General features: G+C 71.0%; 16 protein-coding genes. 12 read left to right on the top strand and 4 right to left on the bottom strand.

All coding sequences use genetic code 11. From position 1 onward, the window contains the following. Nucleotides 1-4: 4 nt before the first annotated feature. Nucleotides 5-580, bottom strand: a complete 576-nt coding sequence (locus tag AB0M97_RS01730) for an adenylosuccinate lyase (RefSeq protein ID WP_365958673.1) — start codon at nt 578-580, stop codon at nt 5-7. Between the two features lie 364 nt (nt 581-944). On the opposite strand from AB0M97_RS01730, the gene AB0M97_RS01735 reads away from it, so the two are divergent. The 9 genes from AB0M97_RS01735 to pssA all read left to right on the top strand — a co-directional run bounded on the left by AB0M97_RS01735 (nt 945) and on the right by pssA (nt 11,815). Further along, nucleotides 945-2,750, top strand: coding sequence for a 3-hydroxybutyryl-CoA dehydrogenase (locus tag AB0M97_RS01735; RefSeq protein ID WP_365958674.1), 1,806 nt, complete (start codon nt 945-947; stop codon nt 2,748-2,750). Between the two features lie 136 nt (nt 2,751-2,886). Next, the gene (locus tag AB0M97_RS01740; RefSeq protein ID WP_365958704.1) at nt 2,887-3,696 is read left to right on the top strand and encodes a TetR family transcriptional regulator; all 810 of its coding nucleotides are present in this window, start codon (nt 2,887-2,889) and stop codon (nt 3,694-3,696) included. Between the two features lie 387 nt (nt 3,697-4,083). Continuing rightward, nucleotides 4,084-5,421 (top strand): crotonyl-CoA carboxylase/reductase, encoded by a 1,338-nt coding sequence (gene ccrA / locus AB0M97_RS01745; protein WP_365958705.1) that lies wholly within the window; start codon nt 4,084-4,086, stop codon nt 5,419-5,421. 12 nt (nt 5,422-5,433) lie between these two features. Beyond that, entirely contained in the window at nt 5,434-7,461 is a 2,028-nt protein-coding gene (locus tag AB0M97_RS01750) for a protein meaA (protein ID WP_365958675.1), read from the top strand. Continuing rightward, nucleotides 7,458-8,420, top strand: a complete 963-nt coding sequence (locus tag AB0M97_RS01755) for a CoA ester lyase (RefSeq protein ID WP_365958676.1) — start codon at nt 7,458-7,460, stop codon at nt 8,418-8,420. Before AB0M97_RS01750 ends, AB0M97_RS01755 begins: the two co-directional genes overlap by 4 nt. Nucleotides 8,421-8,425: 5 nt before the next feature. Then, complete coding sequence (locus tag AB0M97_RS01760; RefSeq protein ID WP_365958677.1) at nt 8,426-8,938, top strand: MaoC family dehydratase; 513 nt, start codon at nt 8,426-8,428, stop codon at nt 8,936-8,938. A gap of 3 nt (nt 8,939-8,941) precedes the next feature. After that, nucleotides 8,942-10,147, top strand: a complete 1,206-nt coding sequence (locus tag AB0M97_RS01765) for an acyl-CoA dehydrogenase family protein (protein ID WP_365958678.1) — start codon at nt 8,942-8,944, stop codon at nt 10,145-10,147. Between the two features lie 173 nt (nt 10,148-10,320). Then, on the top strand, nt 10,321-10,977 hold the full coding sequence (locus AB0M97_RS01770) for a phosphatidylserine decarboxylase (protein WP_365958679.1): 657 nt from the start codon (nt 10,321-10,323) through the stop codon (nt 10,975-10,977). A 22-nt stretch (nt 10,978-10,999) separates the two neighbouring features. Further along, complete coding sequence (gene pssA, locus AB0M97_RS01775; protein ID WP_365958706.1) at nt 11,000-11,815, top strand: CDP-diacylglycerol--serine O-phosphatidyltransferase; 816 nt, start codon at nt 11,000-11,002, stop codon at nt 11,813-11,815. Nucleotides 11,816-12,032: 217 nt separating this feature from the next. On the opposite strand, the gene AB0M97_RS01780 is transcribed toward pssA, so the two are convergent. Then, nucleotides 12,033-13,151, bottom strand: coding sequence for a glycerate kinase (locus AB0M97_RS01780; protein WP_365958707.1), 1,119 nt, complete (start codon nt 13,149-13,151; stop codon nt 12,033-12,035). A 243-nt stretch (nt 13,152-13,394) separates the two neighbouring features. Between AB0M97_RS01780 and AB0M97_RS01785 the strand changes: the two genes are divergently transcribed. Together AB0M97_RS01785 and AB0M97_RS01790 are read left to right on the top strand one after the other, a co-directional pair. Then, the gene (locus AB0M97_RS01785) at nt 13,395-14,486 is read left to right on the top strand and encodes an ADP-ribosylglycohydrolase family protein (RefSeq protein WP_365958680.1); all 1,092 of its coding nucleotides are present in this window, start codon (nt 13,395-13,397) and stop codon (nt 14,484-14,486) included. Continuing rightward, nucleotides 14,483-15,013 carry an NUDIX hydrolase gene (locus AB0M97_RS01790; RefSeq protein WP_365958681.1) on the top strand — a complete coding sequence of 177 codons (531 nt, stop codon included), beginning with the start codon at nt 14,483-14,485 and terminating at the stop codon, nt 15,011-15,013. The genes AB0M97_RS01785 and AB0M97_RS01790 overlap by 4 nt, the downstream gene beginning before the upstream one ends. Here AB0M97_RS01790 and AB0M97_RS01795 read toward each other — a convergent pair. Beyond that, complete coding sequence (locus AB0M97_RS01795; protein WP_365958682.1) at nt 14,988-15,188, bottom strand: DUF2191 domain-containing protein; 201 nt, start codon at nt 15,186-15,188, stop codon at nt 14,988-14,990. The genes AB0M97_RS01790 and AB0M97_RS01795 overlap by 26 nt on opposite strands. 83 nt (nt 15,189-15,271) lie before the next feature. Here AB0M97_RS01795 and AB0M97_RS01800 point away from each other — a divergent pair, with 83 nt between their 5' ends. Continuing rightward, complete coding sequence (locus tag AB0M97_RS01800; RefSeq protein ID WP_365958683.1) at nt 15,272-16,000, top strand: Sir2 family NAD-dependent protein deacetylase; 729 nt, start codon at nt 15,272-15,274, stop codon at nt 15,998-16,000. A gap of 54 nt (nt 16,001-16,054) precedes the next feature. On the opposite strand, the gene AB0M97_RS01805 is transcribed toward AB0M97_RS01800, so the two are convergent. Continuing rightward, the gene (locus tag AB0M97_RS01805; protein ID WP_365958684.1) at nt 16,055-16,549 is read right to left on the bottom strand and encodes a methylated-DNA--[protein]-cysteine S-methyltransferase; all 495 of its coding nucleotides are present in this window, start codon (nt 16,547-16,549) and stop codon (nt 16,055-16,057) included. Nucleotides 16,550-16,655 lie beyond the last annotated feature (106 nt).

Genomic DNA, 16,655 nt, shown 5'->3' on the forward strand with positions numbered 1-16,655 from the left:
CCCGTCAGCGCTGGTGCGGGATGCGGCGCAGGGCTCGGGCCGCCGCCTCTGCCAGGGGTGGGTGGGCCAGGGATTCGGTCAGGACGCGTCTGGCCCGGGGGTCGGCCAGGGTGCCCAGGCCCTCCACGCAGGCCAGGGCCACGCGGCGGTAGGGGTCGTGGGGGTGCAGGCGGCGTTCCAGGGTGGTGATCAGGGCCGGGACGGCCTCGGGGGCGCGCAGTTCGACCAGGAGGCGGACGGGGTGCAGGGCGTAGGCGACGCGCAGTTCGTTGGTGGCGAGCGCGGCGGCGGCGCGGGCGGTGCGTGGGTCGCCGAGGCGGGCGAGGGCGTACGCGGCGGCGGCACAGCGCGGCGGGTCACGGTGGTTGAGCAGCAGGATCAGGGGTTCGAAGGCGCGGCGGTCCCCGGTGAGGCCGAGCCGGACGGCAGCCAGTTCGCGGGCCCACAGCGGCCGGCCGGGCTGGGTCAGTACCGTGGCCAGTTCGTCCGGGTCCTCGGTCGCGGCCAGGTGCCGGAAGGCCTCCGTCGCCCCGGACTCGGCCCGTAAGCGCTCCGTGAGTGATCGCAACTCTTCGTCCATGCCCCGAGGGTAGGGCCGTCGGCGGCTCGGGACGTACATCACAAACACGAGGACTGGCGCGCTCGTTACCCGGAAGTTAAGCTCAGACGAGCGAGTTACCCCCTCGCGTTCTTTCCTTTCGACGGTTTGGTGACGCAGCCGTCGGGAGAGCAGTCGGTTCGGTACTGACGTACCCGTGCGACTCGGCCCCGGGACAGGGCCGGTCGGACCACCGTTCGACGGGCATGTGCATCGCCCGGCCGACGGCACCGGGCGTGTGCGCCTGCAGCCCGGCAACACCCGCACTCCTTCACGCACCCGGTGCGCCCTTTGCGGCGCGCCGGGTCGTGCTCCCAGTCGTCACCCTCATTCCTGGAGTCCCGCGATGGCCACTCCCCTGTCCGACACCCCTCTGTCCCCTCTGCGGACCATCGCCGTCGTCGGCCTCGGCACCATGGGCACCGGCATCGCCGAGGTCCTCGCCAAGGCCGGCCGGACGGTCCTCGGCATCGACATCAGCGAGGCCCAGGCCGCCAAGTGCGTCGCCGCCCTGGAGGCCTCCACCGCCCGCGCGGTGCGGCGCGGGCGGCTCACCGAGCAGGACCGCGCGGGCCTCCTCGCCCGGGTCCGCACCTCCACCGACCTGCGCGCGGCGGCCGACGCCGACCTGGTGATCGAGGTGGCGCCGGAGTCGTACGAGATCAAGCAGCAGATCTTCCGGGAGCTGGACGGGATCGTGCGCCCCGAGGCCCTCCTGGCGACCGGCACCAACGCCCTGTCCGTCACGCGGCTGGCCGCCGACTCCGCCCGTCCCGAGCGGGTGCTCGGCATGCACTTCTTCAACCCGGCGCCCGCCATGAAGCTGGTCGAGATCGTCTCGTCCGTGCTGACCGCGCCCGCCGCCGTCACCGCCGTCACCCACCTCGCCCTGGACCTGGGCAAGGAGCCCGTCGCGGTCGGCGACCGGCCCGGATTCGTCGCCGACGGCCTGCTGTTCGGCTACCTCAACCAGGCCGCCGCGATGTACGAGGCGAACTACGCCTCCCGCGAGGACATCGACGCCGCGATGCGGTTGGGCTGCGGTCTGCCGATGGGCCCGCTGGCGCTGCTCGACCTGATCGGCATCGACACCGCCCGCACGGTCCTGGAGGCCATGTACACCGAGTCCCGCGACCGGCTGCACGCCCCCGCCCCGATCCTGAGGCAGCTCAGCGCGGCGGGCCTGACGGGCCGCAAGGCGGGCCGGGGCTTCTACACGTACGAGGCGCCGGGCAGCGCCACCGTGGTGCCGGACGCGCTGACCCCGCGCGAGGGCGGCACCGCGATCCCCGGCCGGCCGGTGCGCTCGGTCGGTGTCGCTGGCTCCGGCACCATGGCCTCCGGCATCGCCGAGGTGTTCGCCAAGGCCGGCTACGAGGTGGTGCTCGCCGCCCGCAGCCAGGAGAAGGCGCGGGCCGCGAAGGCCCGCGTCGGCACGTCCCTGGCCCGCTCCGTCGACAAGGGCCGGACGACCGCCGAGAGCGCCGCTGAGGCGCTGGAGCGGATCACGCCGACCGGCAGCTACGACGACTTCGCCGACGTGGACCTCGCCGTGGAGGCGGTCGCGGAGGACCTGGAGGTCAAGCAGCAGCTGTTCGCCGCGCTGGACAAGGTGTGCAAGCCGGGCGCGGTCCTGGCGACGACGACCTCGTCGCTGCCGGTCGTCGCCTGTGCCCGCGCCACCTCGCGTCCGCAGGACGTGATCGGGATGCACTTCTTCAACCCGGCGCCGGCGATGAAGCTGGTCGAGGTGGTCCGCACGGTGCTGACCGCCGACGACGTCCACGCCACGGTCCGGGAGGTCTGCGTCAAGATCGGGAAGCACGCGGTGGACTGCGGGGACCGGGCCGGGTTCATCGTCAACGCGCTGCTTTTCCCGTATCTGAACAACGCGGTCAAGATGGTGCAGGAGCACTACGCGTCACTGGACGACATTGACGCGGCGATGAAGCTCGGCGGGGGCTACCCGATGGGCCCGTTCGAGCTGCTGGACGTCGTCGGCCTGGATGTGTCGCTGGCCATCGAGAAGGTCCTGCACCGCGAGTTCCGCGACCCGGGGCTCGCCCCGGCGCCGCTTCTGGAGCACCTGGTGGCCGCGGGCTGCCTCGGCCGCAAGACGGGCCGTGGCTTCCGCGAATATGCCCGCCGCTGAACGGCCCGGCGACTGGTTCCGGCCAGGTGAGGACTGGGGCGGGCTGCTGGACCCCGCCGTGTCCGCCCCGCCCCCGAGGGGCGGGGGAAACCCCGTGCACGCGCATGGAGCTGCGCACATGGAGTACGTTCGGGGCATGTCCCAGCCCGCCAAGTCCTCACGTACACCAGCCACGCCCGACGTGCCGGAAAGCGCCGCCGGCAGCCGCGCCGCCGCCCAGCGGCTCAAGATGCGCCGGGAACTGGCGGCCGCGGCCATGGAGCTGTTCGCGACCAAGGGGTACGAGGCGACCACCGTCGACGAGATCGCGGCCCAGGCCGGGGTCGCGCGCCGTACCTTCTTCCGCCACTTCCGGTCCAAGGAAGAGGCCATCTTCCCCGACCACGACGACACCCTGGTGCGCGCGGAGGCGGTGCTCAACGCGGCGCCCGCGCACGAGCATCCGCTCGACACGGTGTGCCGCGGCATCAAGGAAGTCATGAAGATGTACGCGGCGCGGCCGGAGATCTCGGTCGCCCGCTACAAGCTGACGCGCGAGGTGCCCACCCTGCGCGAGGCGGAGATCGCGTCGGTGGCCCGCTACGAGCGCCTGTTCACCCGCTATCTCCTCGGCCACTTCGACGAGCACGCGCACGACGACGACGCCAACGACGACCCGCTGCTGGCCGAGGTCGCCGCGTCCGCGGTCGTCACCGCCCACAACCACGTCCTGCGGCGCTGGCTGCGGGCGGGCGGCCAGGGCGACGTGGAGGCCCAGCTCGACCACGCCTTCGCGATCGTCCGCAAGACGTTCGGTTCGGGCATCGGGGCGGGTCGCACCGGAGCGCCCCGGCAGTCGCCGGCCACCGCCTCCGCGCGGGACGAGGTGCTGGTGACGGTCGCGCGGACCGACGCGCCGCTGGACGAGGTCATGCGGACCATCGAGGAGGCTCTCAAGACCCGCTGAGCCTCTTCACCCGCTGTGACGACGGCCACCCGAACGGGTGGCCGTTTTGGCGTATCCGGGGAGAGTTTGGCCCGTCTCGGCGAGCCTTTTCGATCGATCATCGCTCATTTGTTACGTAAAGATTTCATCTGAGAGCAGTTTCTGGCACTCAGTGCCTTGTCAGCTGACACGCGGTGTCATACGTTGAAGCAGTTCCGGGCGGCTGTCCCAGCAGGCCCACCGCCCGCACGCCCGGACGCCTGCGTCACAGGCACCCTCCCGCGCCACCAAGCGCTGCCGAAGCACCATCCCGCCGAACCGACGGCACCTCACCACCCTCAGCAGCACCGACGTAACCCACAGCGCCCCTCCCTCAGGGCGCTCACCGCCGGAGGCAACACCGTGACCGTGAAGGACATCCTCGACGCGATCCAGTCGCCCGACTCCACGCCGGCCGACTTCGCCGCCCTGCCGCTCCCCGAGTCGTACCGCGCGATCACCGTGCACAAGGACGAGACGGAGATGTTCGCGGGCATGCCCACCCGCGACAAGGACCCGCGCAAGTCGATCCACCTCGACGACGTGCCGGTTCCCGAACTGGGCCCGGGCGAGGCCCTGGTGGCCGTGATGGCCTCCTCGGTCAACTACAACTCGGTGTGGACCTCGATCTTCGAGCCGCTGTCCACCTTCGGCTTCCTGGAGCGCTACGGCCGCACCAACGAGCTGGCCAAGCGCCACGACCTGCCGTACCACATCATCGGCTCCGACCTCGCGGGCGTCGTGCTGCGCACCGGCCCCGGCGTCAACGCCTGGCAGCCGGGCGACGAGGTCGTCGCGCACTGCCTGTCGGTCGAGCTGGAGTCCAGCGACGGCCACAACGACACGATGCTCGACCCCGAGCAGCGCATCTGGGGCTTCGAGACCAACTTCGGCGGCCTCGCCGAGATCGCTCTGGTGAAGTCCAACCAGCTGATGCCCAAGCCCGACCACCTCAGCTGGGAGGAGGCCGCCGCTCCCGGTCTGGTCAACTCCACCGCCTACCGGCAGCTCGTCTCCGCCAACGGCGCGCAGATGAAGCAGGGCGACAACGTCCTGATCTGGGGCGCGAGCGGCGGCCTCGGCAGCTACGCCACGCAGTTCGCGCTGGCCGGCGGCGCCACCCCGATCTGCGTCGTCTCCAGCGAGCAGAAGGCCGAGATCTGCCGGAAGATGGGCGCCGAGCTGATCATCGACCGCTCCGCCGAGGACTACAAGTTCTGGCAGGACGAGCACACCCAGGACCCCAGGGAGTGGAAGCGGTTCGGCAAGCGCATCCGTGAGCTGACCGGCGGCGAGGACGTCGACATCGTCTTCGAGCACCCCGGCAGGGAGACGTTCGGCGCCTCCGTGTACGTCACCCGCAAGGGCGGCACCATCGTCACCTGCGCCTCCACCTCCGGCTACCTGCACCAGTACGACAACCGCTACCTGTGGATGTCCCTGAAGCGCATCATCGGCTCGCACTTCGCCAACTACCGCGAGGCCTGGGAGGCCAACCGGCTCATCGCGAAGGGCAAGATCCACCCGACGCTCTCCAAGGTCTACTCCCTGGAGGACACCGGGCAGGCCGCCTACGACGTGCACCGCAACCTCCACCAGGGCAAGGTCGGCGTGCTGTGCCTGGCCCCCGAGGAGGGCCTCGGCGTGCGCGACGCGGAGATGCGCGCCCGGCACATCGACGCCATCAACCGCTTCCGGAACGTCTGAGGGCCGGTTGGCATGACAGAGCGTCAGAAGGACCGTCCGTGGCTCATGCGGACGTACGCGGGGCACTCGACCGCGGAGGCGTCCAACGAGCTGTACCGGCGCAACCTCGCCAAGGGCCAGACCGGTCTGTCGGTCGCGTTCGACCTGCCGACGCAGACCGGCTACGACTCCGACCACATCCTCGCCCGCGGCGAGGTCGGCCGGGTCGGCGTGCCGGTGGCCCACCTCGGTGACATGCGCCGCCTGTTCCAGGACATCCCGCTGGAGCGGATGAACACCTCGATGACGATCAATGCCACGGCCATGTGGCTCCTGGCGCTCTACCAGGTCGTCGCCGAGGAGCAGGGCGCGGACATCACGCAGCTCCAGGGGACGACGCAGAACGACATCGTGAAGGAGTACCTGTCGCGGGGGACGCACGTCTTCCCGCCGGGCCCCTCCCTCCGTCTGACGACGGACATGATCGCGTACACGGTCTCCCACATGCCGAAGTGGAACCCGATCAACATCTGCAGTTACCACCTGCAGGAGGCGGGCGCCACGCCGGTGCAGGAGATCGCGTACGCGATGTCCACCGCGATCGCCGTGCTGGACGCCGTGCGCGACAGCGGCCAGGTGCCGCAGGAGCGGATGGGCGACGTCGTCGGCCGCATCTCGTTCTTCGTGAACGCGGGCGTCCGCTTCGTCGAGGAGATGTGCAAGATGCGCGCCTTCGGCCGCATCTGGGACAGGATCACACGCGAGCGCTACGGCATCGAGAACCCCAAGCACCGCCGCTTCCGGTACGGCGTCCAGGTCAACTCCCTCGGCCTGACCGAGGCGCAGCCGGAGAACAACGTCCAGCGGATCGTGCTGGAGATGCTGGCCGTGACCCTCTCCAAGGACGCACGCGCGCGTGCCGTGCAACTGCCGGCCTGGAACGAGGCCCTCGGCCTGCCGCGCCCCTGGGACCAGCAGTGGTCGCTGCGCATCCAGCAGGTCCTCGCGTACGAGAGCGACCTGCTGGAGTACGACGACATCTTCGAGGGCTCGAAGGTGATCGAGGCGAAGGTCGGCGAGCTGGTCGAGGCGGCGTTCGCCGAGATCGAGCACATCCAGGAGATGGGCGGCGCGATGGCCGCCGTCGAGTCGGGCTACCTCAAGTCGCAGCTGGTGGCCTCGCACGCCGACCGCCGGGCCCGGATCGAGTCCGGCGAGGAGAAGATCGTCGGCGTCAACATCTTCGAGGGCACCGAGCCGAACCCGCTGACCTCCGATCTGGACACCGCGATCCAGACGGTGGACCCGGCGGTCGAGGCCCGTGTCGTCGCCTCGCTCCGGCACTGGCGCGACACCCGCTACCAGCCGCCGTTCAACCACCCGCGCCCCTGCAAGGCGCTGGAGCGGCTGAAGGAGGCCGCGCGGGGCACCGCCAACCTCATGGAGGCCACCCTGGAGTGCGCCCGCGCGGGCGTCACGACCGGCGAGTGGGCCGGGGCGCTGCGCGAGGTGTTCGGCGAGTTCCGCGCCCCGACCGGCGTGTCGTCGGCGCCGGTGGCCATGCCCGCCGAGGAGGGCTCCAAGATGGCCGGGGTGCGCCGCAAGGTGGAGCTGACGGCCCGGGACCTCGGCGTCGGCAAGCTGCGCTTCCTGGTCGGCAAGCCGGGCCTGGACGGGCACTCCAACGGGGCCGAGCAGATCGCGGTGCGGGCCCGCGACGCCGGGTTCGAGGTGGTCTACCAGGGCATCCGGCTCACCCCGGAGCAGATCGTGGACGCGGCTCTCGCGGAGGACGTGCACGCGGTCGGCCTGTCGATCCTGTCCGGTTCGCACGCGCAACTCGTGCCGGACGTGCTGGAACGCCTCCATGTGGCCGGTGCCACAGATATACCGGTGATCGCCGGTGGCATCATCCCGAACGGTGACGCCGAACAGCTGCGGGCCGCCGGAGTGGCCGCGGTCTTCACGCCGAAGGACTTCGACATCACCGGCATCATCGGCCGCATCGTCGACGAGATCCGCACAGCGAACAAGCTCGACCCCCTGGAGGTCCCCGCATGACCACGGTCAACCGCCTTCGCCCCCGGCGTTCCTGCCTGGCCGTACCGGGCTCGAACCCGCGCTTCCTGGAGAAGGCCCAGGGCCTCCCGGCCGACCAGGTCTTCCTCGACCTGGAGGACGCCTGCGCGCCGCTCGCCAAGCCCGAGGCGCGGCACACCATCGTCAAGTTCCTCAACGAGGGTGACTGGACGGGCAAGACGAGGGTGGTGCGCGTCAACGACTGGACGACCGAGTGGACGTACCGGGATGTCGTCACGGTGGTTGAGGGTGCCGGCCCGAATCTTGACTGCATCATGCTGCCGAAGGTGCAGGACGCCCAGCAGATCGTGGCGCTCGACCTGCTGCTGACGCAGATCGAGAAGACCATGGGCTTCGAGGTCGGCCGCATCGGCATTGAGGCGCAGATCGAGAACGCCCAGGGCCTCAACAACGTCAATGAGATCGCTCAAGCCAGTCCACGCATCGAGACGATCATCTTCGGCCCGGCCGACTTCATGGCGTCGATCAACATGAAGTCGCTGGTGGTCGGCGAGCAGCCGCCCGGCTACCCGGCGGACGCCTACCACTACATCCTGATGAAGATCCTGATGGCGGCCCGCGCCAACAACCTCCAGGCGATCGACGGCCCCTACCTCCAGATCCGCAACGTGGACGGCTACCGCGAGGTCGCCCGCCGCGCCGCCGCGCTCGGCTTCGACGGCAAGTGGGTGCTGCACCCGGGCCAGGTCGAGGCGTCCAACGAGATCTTCTCGCCGTCGCAGGAGGACTACGACCACGCCGAACTGATCCTGGACGCGTACGAGTACTACACGTCCGAGGCGGGCGGCAAGAAGGGCTCCGCGATGCTCGGCGACGAGATGATCGACGAGGCCAGCCGCAAGATGGCGCTGGTCGTCGCGGGCAAGGGACGCGCCGCCGGCATGCGGCGCACCAGCACGTTCGAGATCCCGGAGGCGTGACGGCCATGCAGTTCGGACGCACCTACGAGGAGTTCGAGGTCGGGGCGGTCTACAAGCACTGGCCCGGGAAGACGGTCACGGAGTACGACGACCACCTCTTCTGTCTCCTCACCATGAACCACCACCCGCTCCACATGGACTCCCACTACGCGGAGCGGACGACGGACTTCGGCAAGAACGTCGTCGTCGGGAACTACATCTACTCGCTGCTGCTCGGCATGTCCGTGCCGGACATCTCCGGCAAGGCGATCGCCAACCTGGAGATCGAGTCGCTCAAGCACGTGGCGCCGACCTTCCACGGCGACACGATCTACGGCGAGACCACGGTGCTCGACAAGTGGCCGTCGAAGTCCAAGAGCGACCGCGGCATCGTGCACGTCGAGACCAGGGGCCACAAGCAGGACGGCACGCTCGTCTGCGTGTTCCGCCGCAAGGTGATGGTGCCGACCGAGACGTACATCAAGGAGCGCGGCGGCGAGCAGCCGGGCCGCCCGGAGCCGAAGCAGCAGGAGAAGTAAGCCATGGCCCGTCTCGCCCAGACCGCCGGCCTGACCGACGTCCAGCAGGAGATCCTCGCCACCGTCCGCGACTTCGTGGACAAGGAGATCCTCCCCGTCGCGACCGGGCTGGAGCACCGCGACGAGTACCCGCAGCAGATCGTCGACGGGCTCAAGGAGCTCGGCCTGTTCGGTCTGATGATCCCCGAGGAGTACGGGGGGCTGGGCGAGTCGCTGCTGACGTACGCGCTGTGCGTGGAGGAGATCGCGCGCGGCTGGATGTCGGTGTCCGGCATCATCAACACCCACTTCATCGTGGCCTACATGCTCAAGCAGCACGGCACGCAGGAGCAGAAGGAGTACTTCCTGCCCCGTATGGCGGCAGGCGACATCCGCGGCGCGTTCTCCATGTCGGAGCCCGCGCTGGGCTCCGACGTGTCGGCCATCACCTCCAAGGCGGTCAGGGACGGCGACGAGTACGTCCTGTCCGGCCAGAAGATGTGGCTCACGAACGGCGGAACCTCGTCCCTGGTGGCCGTCCTGGTCCGCAGTGACGAAGGACACCCCGAGGGCACCGCGCCCCACAAGTCGATGACGACCTTCCTCGTGGAGAAGGAACCCGGCTACGGCGAGGTCCGCCCCGGGCTGACCATCCCGGGCAAGATCGACAAGATGGGGTACAAGGGGGTCGACACCACCGAGCTCATCATGGATGGCCTGCGGATTCCCGCCGACCGGGTGCTCGGCGGGGTCACCGGCCGGGGCTTCTACCAGATGATGGACGGCGTCGAGGTCGGCCGCGTGAACGTCGCGGCGCGTGGCTGCGGCGTCGCACAGCGTGCCTTCGAACTGGGCGTGTCGTACGCCCAGCAGCGCCACACCTTCGGCAAACCGATCGCCCAGCACCAGGCGATCCAGTTCAAGCTCGCGGAGATGGCTACCAAGGTGGAGGCCGCTCATGCGATGATGGTGAACGCCGCACGCAAAAAGGACTCGGGTGAACGAAACGACCTTGAGGCAGGGATGGCGAAGTACCTCGCCTCCGAGTACTGCAAAGAGGTCGTGGAGGACGCCTTCCGTATCCACGGTGGATACGGCTTCTCCAAGGAGTACGAGATCGAGCGTCTCTACCGCGAGGCGCCGATGCTGCTCATCGGTGAAGGTACCGCCGAGATCCAGAAAATGATCATCGGCCGCAGGCTGCTCGAGGAGTATCGATTCCAGGGCTAGATGTCCGGATACGGGGTGTTTTCTTTGAAAAGAGGATCACACCCCGTCAGCGCTCTTCAGCCGTCGACTCGGCTTCCTGGCTTACCCAGTTGCGGCCCGGAGCCGCTACGATCGCCGGAAAGCCGCCGTCCCCCCGTAGAGAAGCGCGGCATCATCCGCTACGAAGGTCATTCATGCCCCACAGCCAAACCTCTGCACCTCGCGACAGCCGGGCCGGCGTACGCCTCGCGCGCGGAGCATCGCCGTGGCTTCTTCCGACCGTCGCCACCGCAGCCCTCAGCCTGGTGCGCGCCCGCCGTTCGGGCGCGGCCAAGGCCGTTGCCGTTCCCGCCACCGCGCTGGCGGCGGGGATGCTGTGGTTCTTCCGCGACCCCGAGCGCGAGATCACCCAAGGCCGGGTCGTCTCGCCCGCAGACGGTGTGGTGCAGAGCATCATGCCGTGGAAGGACGGCCGCACGCGCGTCGCGATTTTCATGAGCCCGCTCAACGTCCACGTCAACCGCGCGCCGCTGGCCGGCACGGTGACGTCCGTCGAGCACATCCCCGGCGGTTTCGTTCCCGCTTTCAACAAGGAGAGCGAGAACAACGAGCGCGTCGTCTGGCACTTCGACACCGAACTCGGTGACATCGAGATGATCCAGATCGCCGGCGCGGTCGCCCGCCGCATCGTGCCCTACGTTCCGCGGGGCACGAAGGTCGAGCAGGGCGAGCGGATCGGTCTGATCCGCTTCGGCTCCCGCGTCGACCTGTACCTCCCGGAGGGCGTGGAGGTGGCGGTCGAGGTCGGTCAGAAGACCGTGGCTGGAGTGACTCGCATTGACCGTGATTGATCCGCAGACCCAGGCGGGCTGGGTGCCCGACGCCGACGAGGACGACGACGAGGAGATGCCGCTGTCGCTGCGCCTGTCGATAGCGGACACCCTGACGCTCGGCAACGCCACGTGCGGCTTCATGGCGGTGTACTTCACCACCACCGGCATCCTCATCCCGCACCTCACGGGCAGCCAGGAGACCGGCATGGCCCGCCACAGCGCGGCCACCGCGGTCATCCTGATGCTGTGCGCCGCGGTCTTCGACCTGTTCGACGGCCTGGTGGCGCGCAAGCTGCGCTCCTCCCCCATGGGCGCCGAGCTGGACAACCTCTCGGACCTGATCAGCTTCGGCCTCGCCCCGGCGTACTTCGTGCTGGTCTACGGCATGGTCGCCGACGACGCGCATCAGCGGGTGGCGGCGCTCGGCGCGATCGTGGTGCTCCTGGCGGTGGTGCTGAGACTCGCGCGCTTCTCCTGCGTCACGGTGAAGGACGGCACCTTCCAGGGCATGCCGTCGCCGTTCGGCGCGCTCACGGTCGTCTCGATCGTGCTGCTGGAGCTGCCCTTCGTGGCGACGCTCCTGGCCATCCTCGGGACGGCATGGCTGATGGTGAGCCGCGTGGAGTACCCCAAGCCGCGGGGCCGGCTCGCCGTGGCGATGCTGTCGTGGATCGTGCTCAGCATGGGGCTGCTGGCGGCGTGGGCGTTCGACGCGCCGAGCGGGCAGCTGCTGCTCCAGACGGGTTGCGCGCTGCAGCTGGTCATGGGCGCGGTGATTCCGCTGTTCGCCACGGCTCGCCGGGTGAACAACTTCCGCGACAACCGGCGCGAGGCGCGGGCGGCGCAGGTGCCGTAGCGGCGCCCAGGTGCCGTAGCGGCGCCCAGGTGCCGTAGCGGCGCCCAGGTGCCGTAGCGGCGCTTGAAACAGTGGGCAGGGCCCCGCACCCGGGTTACGGGTGCGGGGCCCTTTCCGTACCCGCCTGGGGGACCCGCCGCCCCCGGGCCCCCGTGTCGGCCTGGCAGCCTCGTCCTCGGACGCCGGACGGGCTGAAGGCCCCGGGGTGAAGCACGGGTCAGGTCAGGAAATCCCTGGCGATGTTCTCCGCGACGCGCTCCAGGAGCGGCCCCGCGTCCGCGATGCACTTGGCGGTGTCCGGTTCGATGTCCGTCAGCGCGTAGGCGCGCCGGATCCCGGCCCGGCCGAGGGCCTGCGGCGGCAGCGCCAGGCGCCCGCAGACCGCCACGACGTCCTTGCCCGCCGCACGCGCCGCCGTCGCGACGCCCGCCGGGGCCTTGCCGTGCAGGGTCTGCTCGTCGAGGGAGCCCTCGCCGGTGATCACCAGTTCGGTGCCCTCCAGCGCGGACGCGAAGCCCAGCACGTCGAGCATCACCTCGATGCCGGGCCTGAAGCGCGCCCCGACCAGCAGCGCGCCGAACCCGATGCCGCCCGCGGCGCCCGCGCCGGGCGACGCGGCGTACTCGGCGGCCTGCGGGCCGACCGTCTCCTCCAGCACCTTGGCGTAGTGCGCGAGGGCCGCGTCCAGCTCGGCCACGTCGTCCGCGGAGGCGCCCTTCTGCGGGCCGTACACGGCCGGTGCGCCCGTCGGGCCGGTCAGCGGGTTGTCGACGTCGCTGGCGAGCACCAGCTCGACGTCCGCCAGGCGCGGGTCGAGGCCGGACAGGTCGGCCGAGGCCAGCTCGGCGAGGCCGCCGCCACCGGGCGGGACGGGCTCGCCGTCCGCGGTGCGCAGGCGGGCACCCAGCGCGGCCAGCATCCCGGCGCCGCCGTCGGTGGTGGCGCTGCCGCCGACGCCGAACACGATGGTCCGCGCGCCCGCGTCGAGCGCGGCGCGCAGCAGCTCCCCGGAGCCGTACGTGGAGGCCGTGAGCGGCGCGAGCACCCCGGCCGGGAGCCGCTGGAGCCCGCTGGCCTCGGCCATCTCGACGACGGCCGTGCCGTCGCGCAGCGCGAAGGCCGCCGTGATCTCGTCGCCGACGGGGCCGGTGACGCGTACCTCGCGCCGCTCGAACCCGGCCGCGACCGCGGCGGCCACCGTTCCGTCGCCGCCGTCGGCCACGGGCAGCGACGCCACGCCGAGGTCCGGCAGGACGCGGCGCAGCCCGGCCGTGACCCGCTCGGCGACCTCCACGGCCGTCAGCGACCCCTTGAACTTGTCCGCGGCGATCAGCACCCGCCGGGCCGGCCGGCCTGTCGCGGTGTCAGTCCTTGCAGCGTCCGCCACTCGTCTTCCCCTTGCTCTCCGGGCCCCGTGCATCCGTGTGCACGTCACAGCCAGTCGCGCCGCTGCGACCTTAACCGGAGGACGCCTCCCCCGTCATGCCGTGCCCAGTCCCTGGACCTGGGCCGAAGGCCCTGTGGTGTGCCGTGCGGCGGCGCCGTGGTGCGGGCCCGGGGAATCGGGTAGACCGGAACCATGACCCCCGTGGGCACCGTGCCGGACCTCGCCGACCGCATCCTCGGCGGCTGGCTGGGCCGGATCGCGGGCAACATGCTCGGCAAGCCGGTGGAGCGGGGCGATCTGTGGACCCGGGACCGCATCGACCGCTATCTGCGCGAGGCGTCCGCGCTGCCGCTCACCGACTACCTGCCCGGGCCGCCGGGCGGCGACGGGGACGCGTGGGAGCTGCGGCCCGAGTGGCGGGCGTGCGTGCGCGGGCGGGTCCGGGGCAGCTGCCGGGACGACGACATCGACTACGCCATCCTCGGCCTGGACCTGCTGGAGACCCGCGGCTTCGGCTTCAGCACCGAGCAGGTCGGCGAGCTGTGGCTGCTGCGGCTGCCGTACCTGCAGACGTTCACGGCGGAGCGGGTGGCGTACCGGAACCTGGCGAGCGGGCTGCGGCCGACGCTGACGGCGACGTACGACAATCCCTACCAGGAGTGGATCGGGGCGCTGATCCGGGCCGACGTGTTCGGCTGGACGTGCCCCGGCGACCCGGTCCGCGCCGCGCAGCTCGCGCGCCGGGACGCGGTGCTGTCGCACACCGGGAACGGGGTGTACGGCGCGATGTGGGCGGCGGCGCTGATCGCGTCGGCGTTCACGGCGCGCAGCGTGCGCCAGGCGCTGGACCGGGCGCTGGCGGTGATCCCGGCGAGCAGCCGGCTGGCCCGCACGGTGCGCCGCGTCAGCTCCCTCCACGACACGGGGATGAGCTGGGAGGACACCCTGACGACGGCCGGCGAGGAGACCGCCGGTCTGGGCTGGATCCACACCGTTCCGAACGCCGCCGTGCTCACGGCCGGGCTGCTGTACGGCGACGGCGACTTCACCCGGACCATCGCCCTCACCGTGCGCGGCGGTCTGGACACCGACTCCAACGGCGCGACGGCCGGTTCGGTGGCGGGCGTCCTCACGGGCGCGCGGGGCATCCCGGCCCAGTGGACGGATCCGCTCGAGGACACGGTCCGCAGCGCGGTGTTCGGCTTCGACGGGGCGCGGATCAGCGACCTGGCCCGCCGGACGCTGCGGCTGGCCGAGTCCGCGGTCGTTACCCTTCCAGGATGACCACGACTGGAGACTACGCCGCCTACATCGCCTCCCTGCCCCGCGTGCTCGCCGGTGCCGCCGCGCTGTTCCGTGACGCCGAGGGACGGGTGCTGCTCGTCGAGCCCAACTACCGCGAGGGCTGGGCGCTGCCGGGCGGGACCGTCGAGTCGGACGACGGCGAGACCCCGCGGCAGGGGGCGCGGCGCGAGACGGCCGAGGAGATCGGGCTGGACCGCGAGCTCGGTCGGCTCCTCGCGGTCGACTGGGTGCCCGGCGCCGGCCGGCCGCCGCTGGTCGCGTACCTGTACGACGGCGGGGTGCTCGGCGAGGACGACCTCAAGGCGATCCGGCTCCAGGAGGACGAGCTGCTGTCCTGGCGGCTGGTGCCGCGCGAGCAGCTCCGCGACCATCTGCTCGGCGCGCTCGGCCACCGGGTGCTGGCCGCGCTGGATGTCCTCGACTCGGGCGCGGGCACGGTCGAGCTGGAGAACGGCCGCCCGCCCGGCCGGCCGGAGCCGTTCAACCCTGGGGCTCCTGGGGCTTGACGTCCACCTCGCGCAGTCCCTCGTCGCGCTCGGCGACGCGGGCCTCGGTGCGGTGGCCGCGCTGGATGTAGTCCCGGACGACGAGTTCCACGGCGTCCTGCGGGCTGCCGACGCCCGCGAGGACCATGACTTCCACGACGAGTTCGGCTTCCAGCGACACGGTGATCTTTGCCATGCCCGGACGCTAGCACCCGGAGCGCCCGCGCGGACCCGGTATGCGCTGGTCTCTTCGGCGGGGCCCGGCCTACGCTCGTCGGCATGAGCAAGCCTCTCGTCGCCGTCCTCAGTGGTGCGGGCATCTCCACCGACTCCGGCATCCCCGACTACCGCGGCCCCAACGGGCTGTGGCGGCGCGATCCCGACGCCGAGAAGCTCGTGACGTACGAGTACTACATGGGCGATCCGGAGATCCGGCGGCGGTCCTGGCAGATGCGGCGGGAGAACCGGACGCTGAGCGCGCGGCCCAACGCGGCGCACCGCGCGGTGGCCGATCTGGAGCGGTCCGGGGTGCCGGTGCGGGTGATCACGCAGAACGTGGACGGGCTGCACCAGCTCGCCGGGATGCCCGCCCGCAAGGTGCTCGAACTGCACGGCACCGCGCGGAGTTACGTGTGCACGCGGTGTCATGCGCGCGGGCCGATGGAGGAGGCGCTGGCCCGGGTGGAGGCCGGCGAGGAGGACCCGCCGTGCCTGGAGTGCGGCGGCATCCTGAAGTCGGCGACGGTGATGTTCGGCGAGCGGCTCGATCCGGTGGTGCTGGGCGAGGCCCTGGCCGTCACCAAGGCCTGCCAGGTGTTCTTCGCCGTCGGCACCAGCCTTCAGGTGCAGCCGGCGGCGGGGCTGGCCGGGATCGCCGCCGGCCACGGCGCCCGGCTGGTCGTCGTCAACGCCGAGCCTACGCCGTACGACGATCTCGCCGACGAGGTCGTCCGGGAGCCGATCGGGACGGCGCTGCCGCGGCTGCTGGGGGAGATCGCGGACGCGTAGGCCCGGCACCTCGGGCACGCGGCGCTGCGGCGCCCTCTTCCGGGCCGGGCGGGGTCAGAAGAAGAGGCCCGCGCCGCGTTCGAAGTCCAGCAGGCGGCGCTTGCGGTCCAGGCCGCCGCCGTAGCCGGTGAGGCTGCCGCCCGCCCCGATGACGCGGTGGCAGGGCACGATGACACCGATGGGGTTGCGGCCGTTGGCCAGTCCGACGGCGCGGGACGCCCTGGGCGCGCCGAGGAGCTCGGCGAGTTCGCCGTAGGTGCGGGTCTCGCCGTAGGGGATGCGGCGCAGTTCGTCCCAGACGCGGCGCTGGAAGGGTGTGCCGTTGAGGCGCAGTGCGAGGGTGAACTCCTTCAGCTCGCCCGCGAAGTAGGCCTCGAGTTGCTCCTCCGCCTCGGCGAAGGGGGCGGTGTCGCGTACGCCGAAGGTCTCCTCGGCCGGGCGGTGGCGCTGGTCCTGCATGTAGAGGCCGCACAGGGCGCCGTCCTCGGCGACGAGGGTGAGCGGGCCGTACGGGCTGTCGAGCACGGTGTGCTGTCGGTGCTGTGTCACGGAACGTCCTTAGAGGCCATTTCAGTTGGTGTGATCTTGCGGCAGTCTGGGGCGATGACTGCTGCGCTTGTCGAGCGGATGGCGCCGGAGGACCTGTGGGAGCTGT

Source organism: Streptomyces sp. NPDC051207, from assembly GCF_040682395.1.
In the GTDB taxonomy this organism is placed as follows: Bacteria; Actinomycetota; Actinomycetes; order Streptomycetales; family Streptomycetaceae; genus Streptomyces.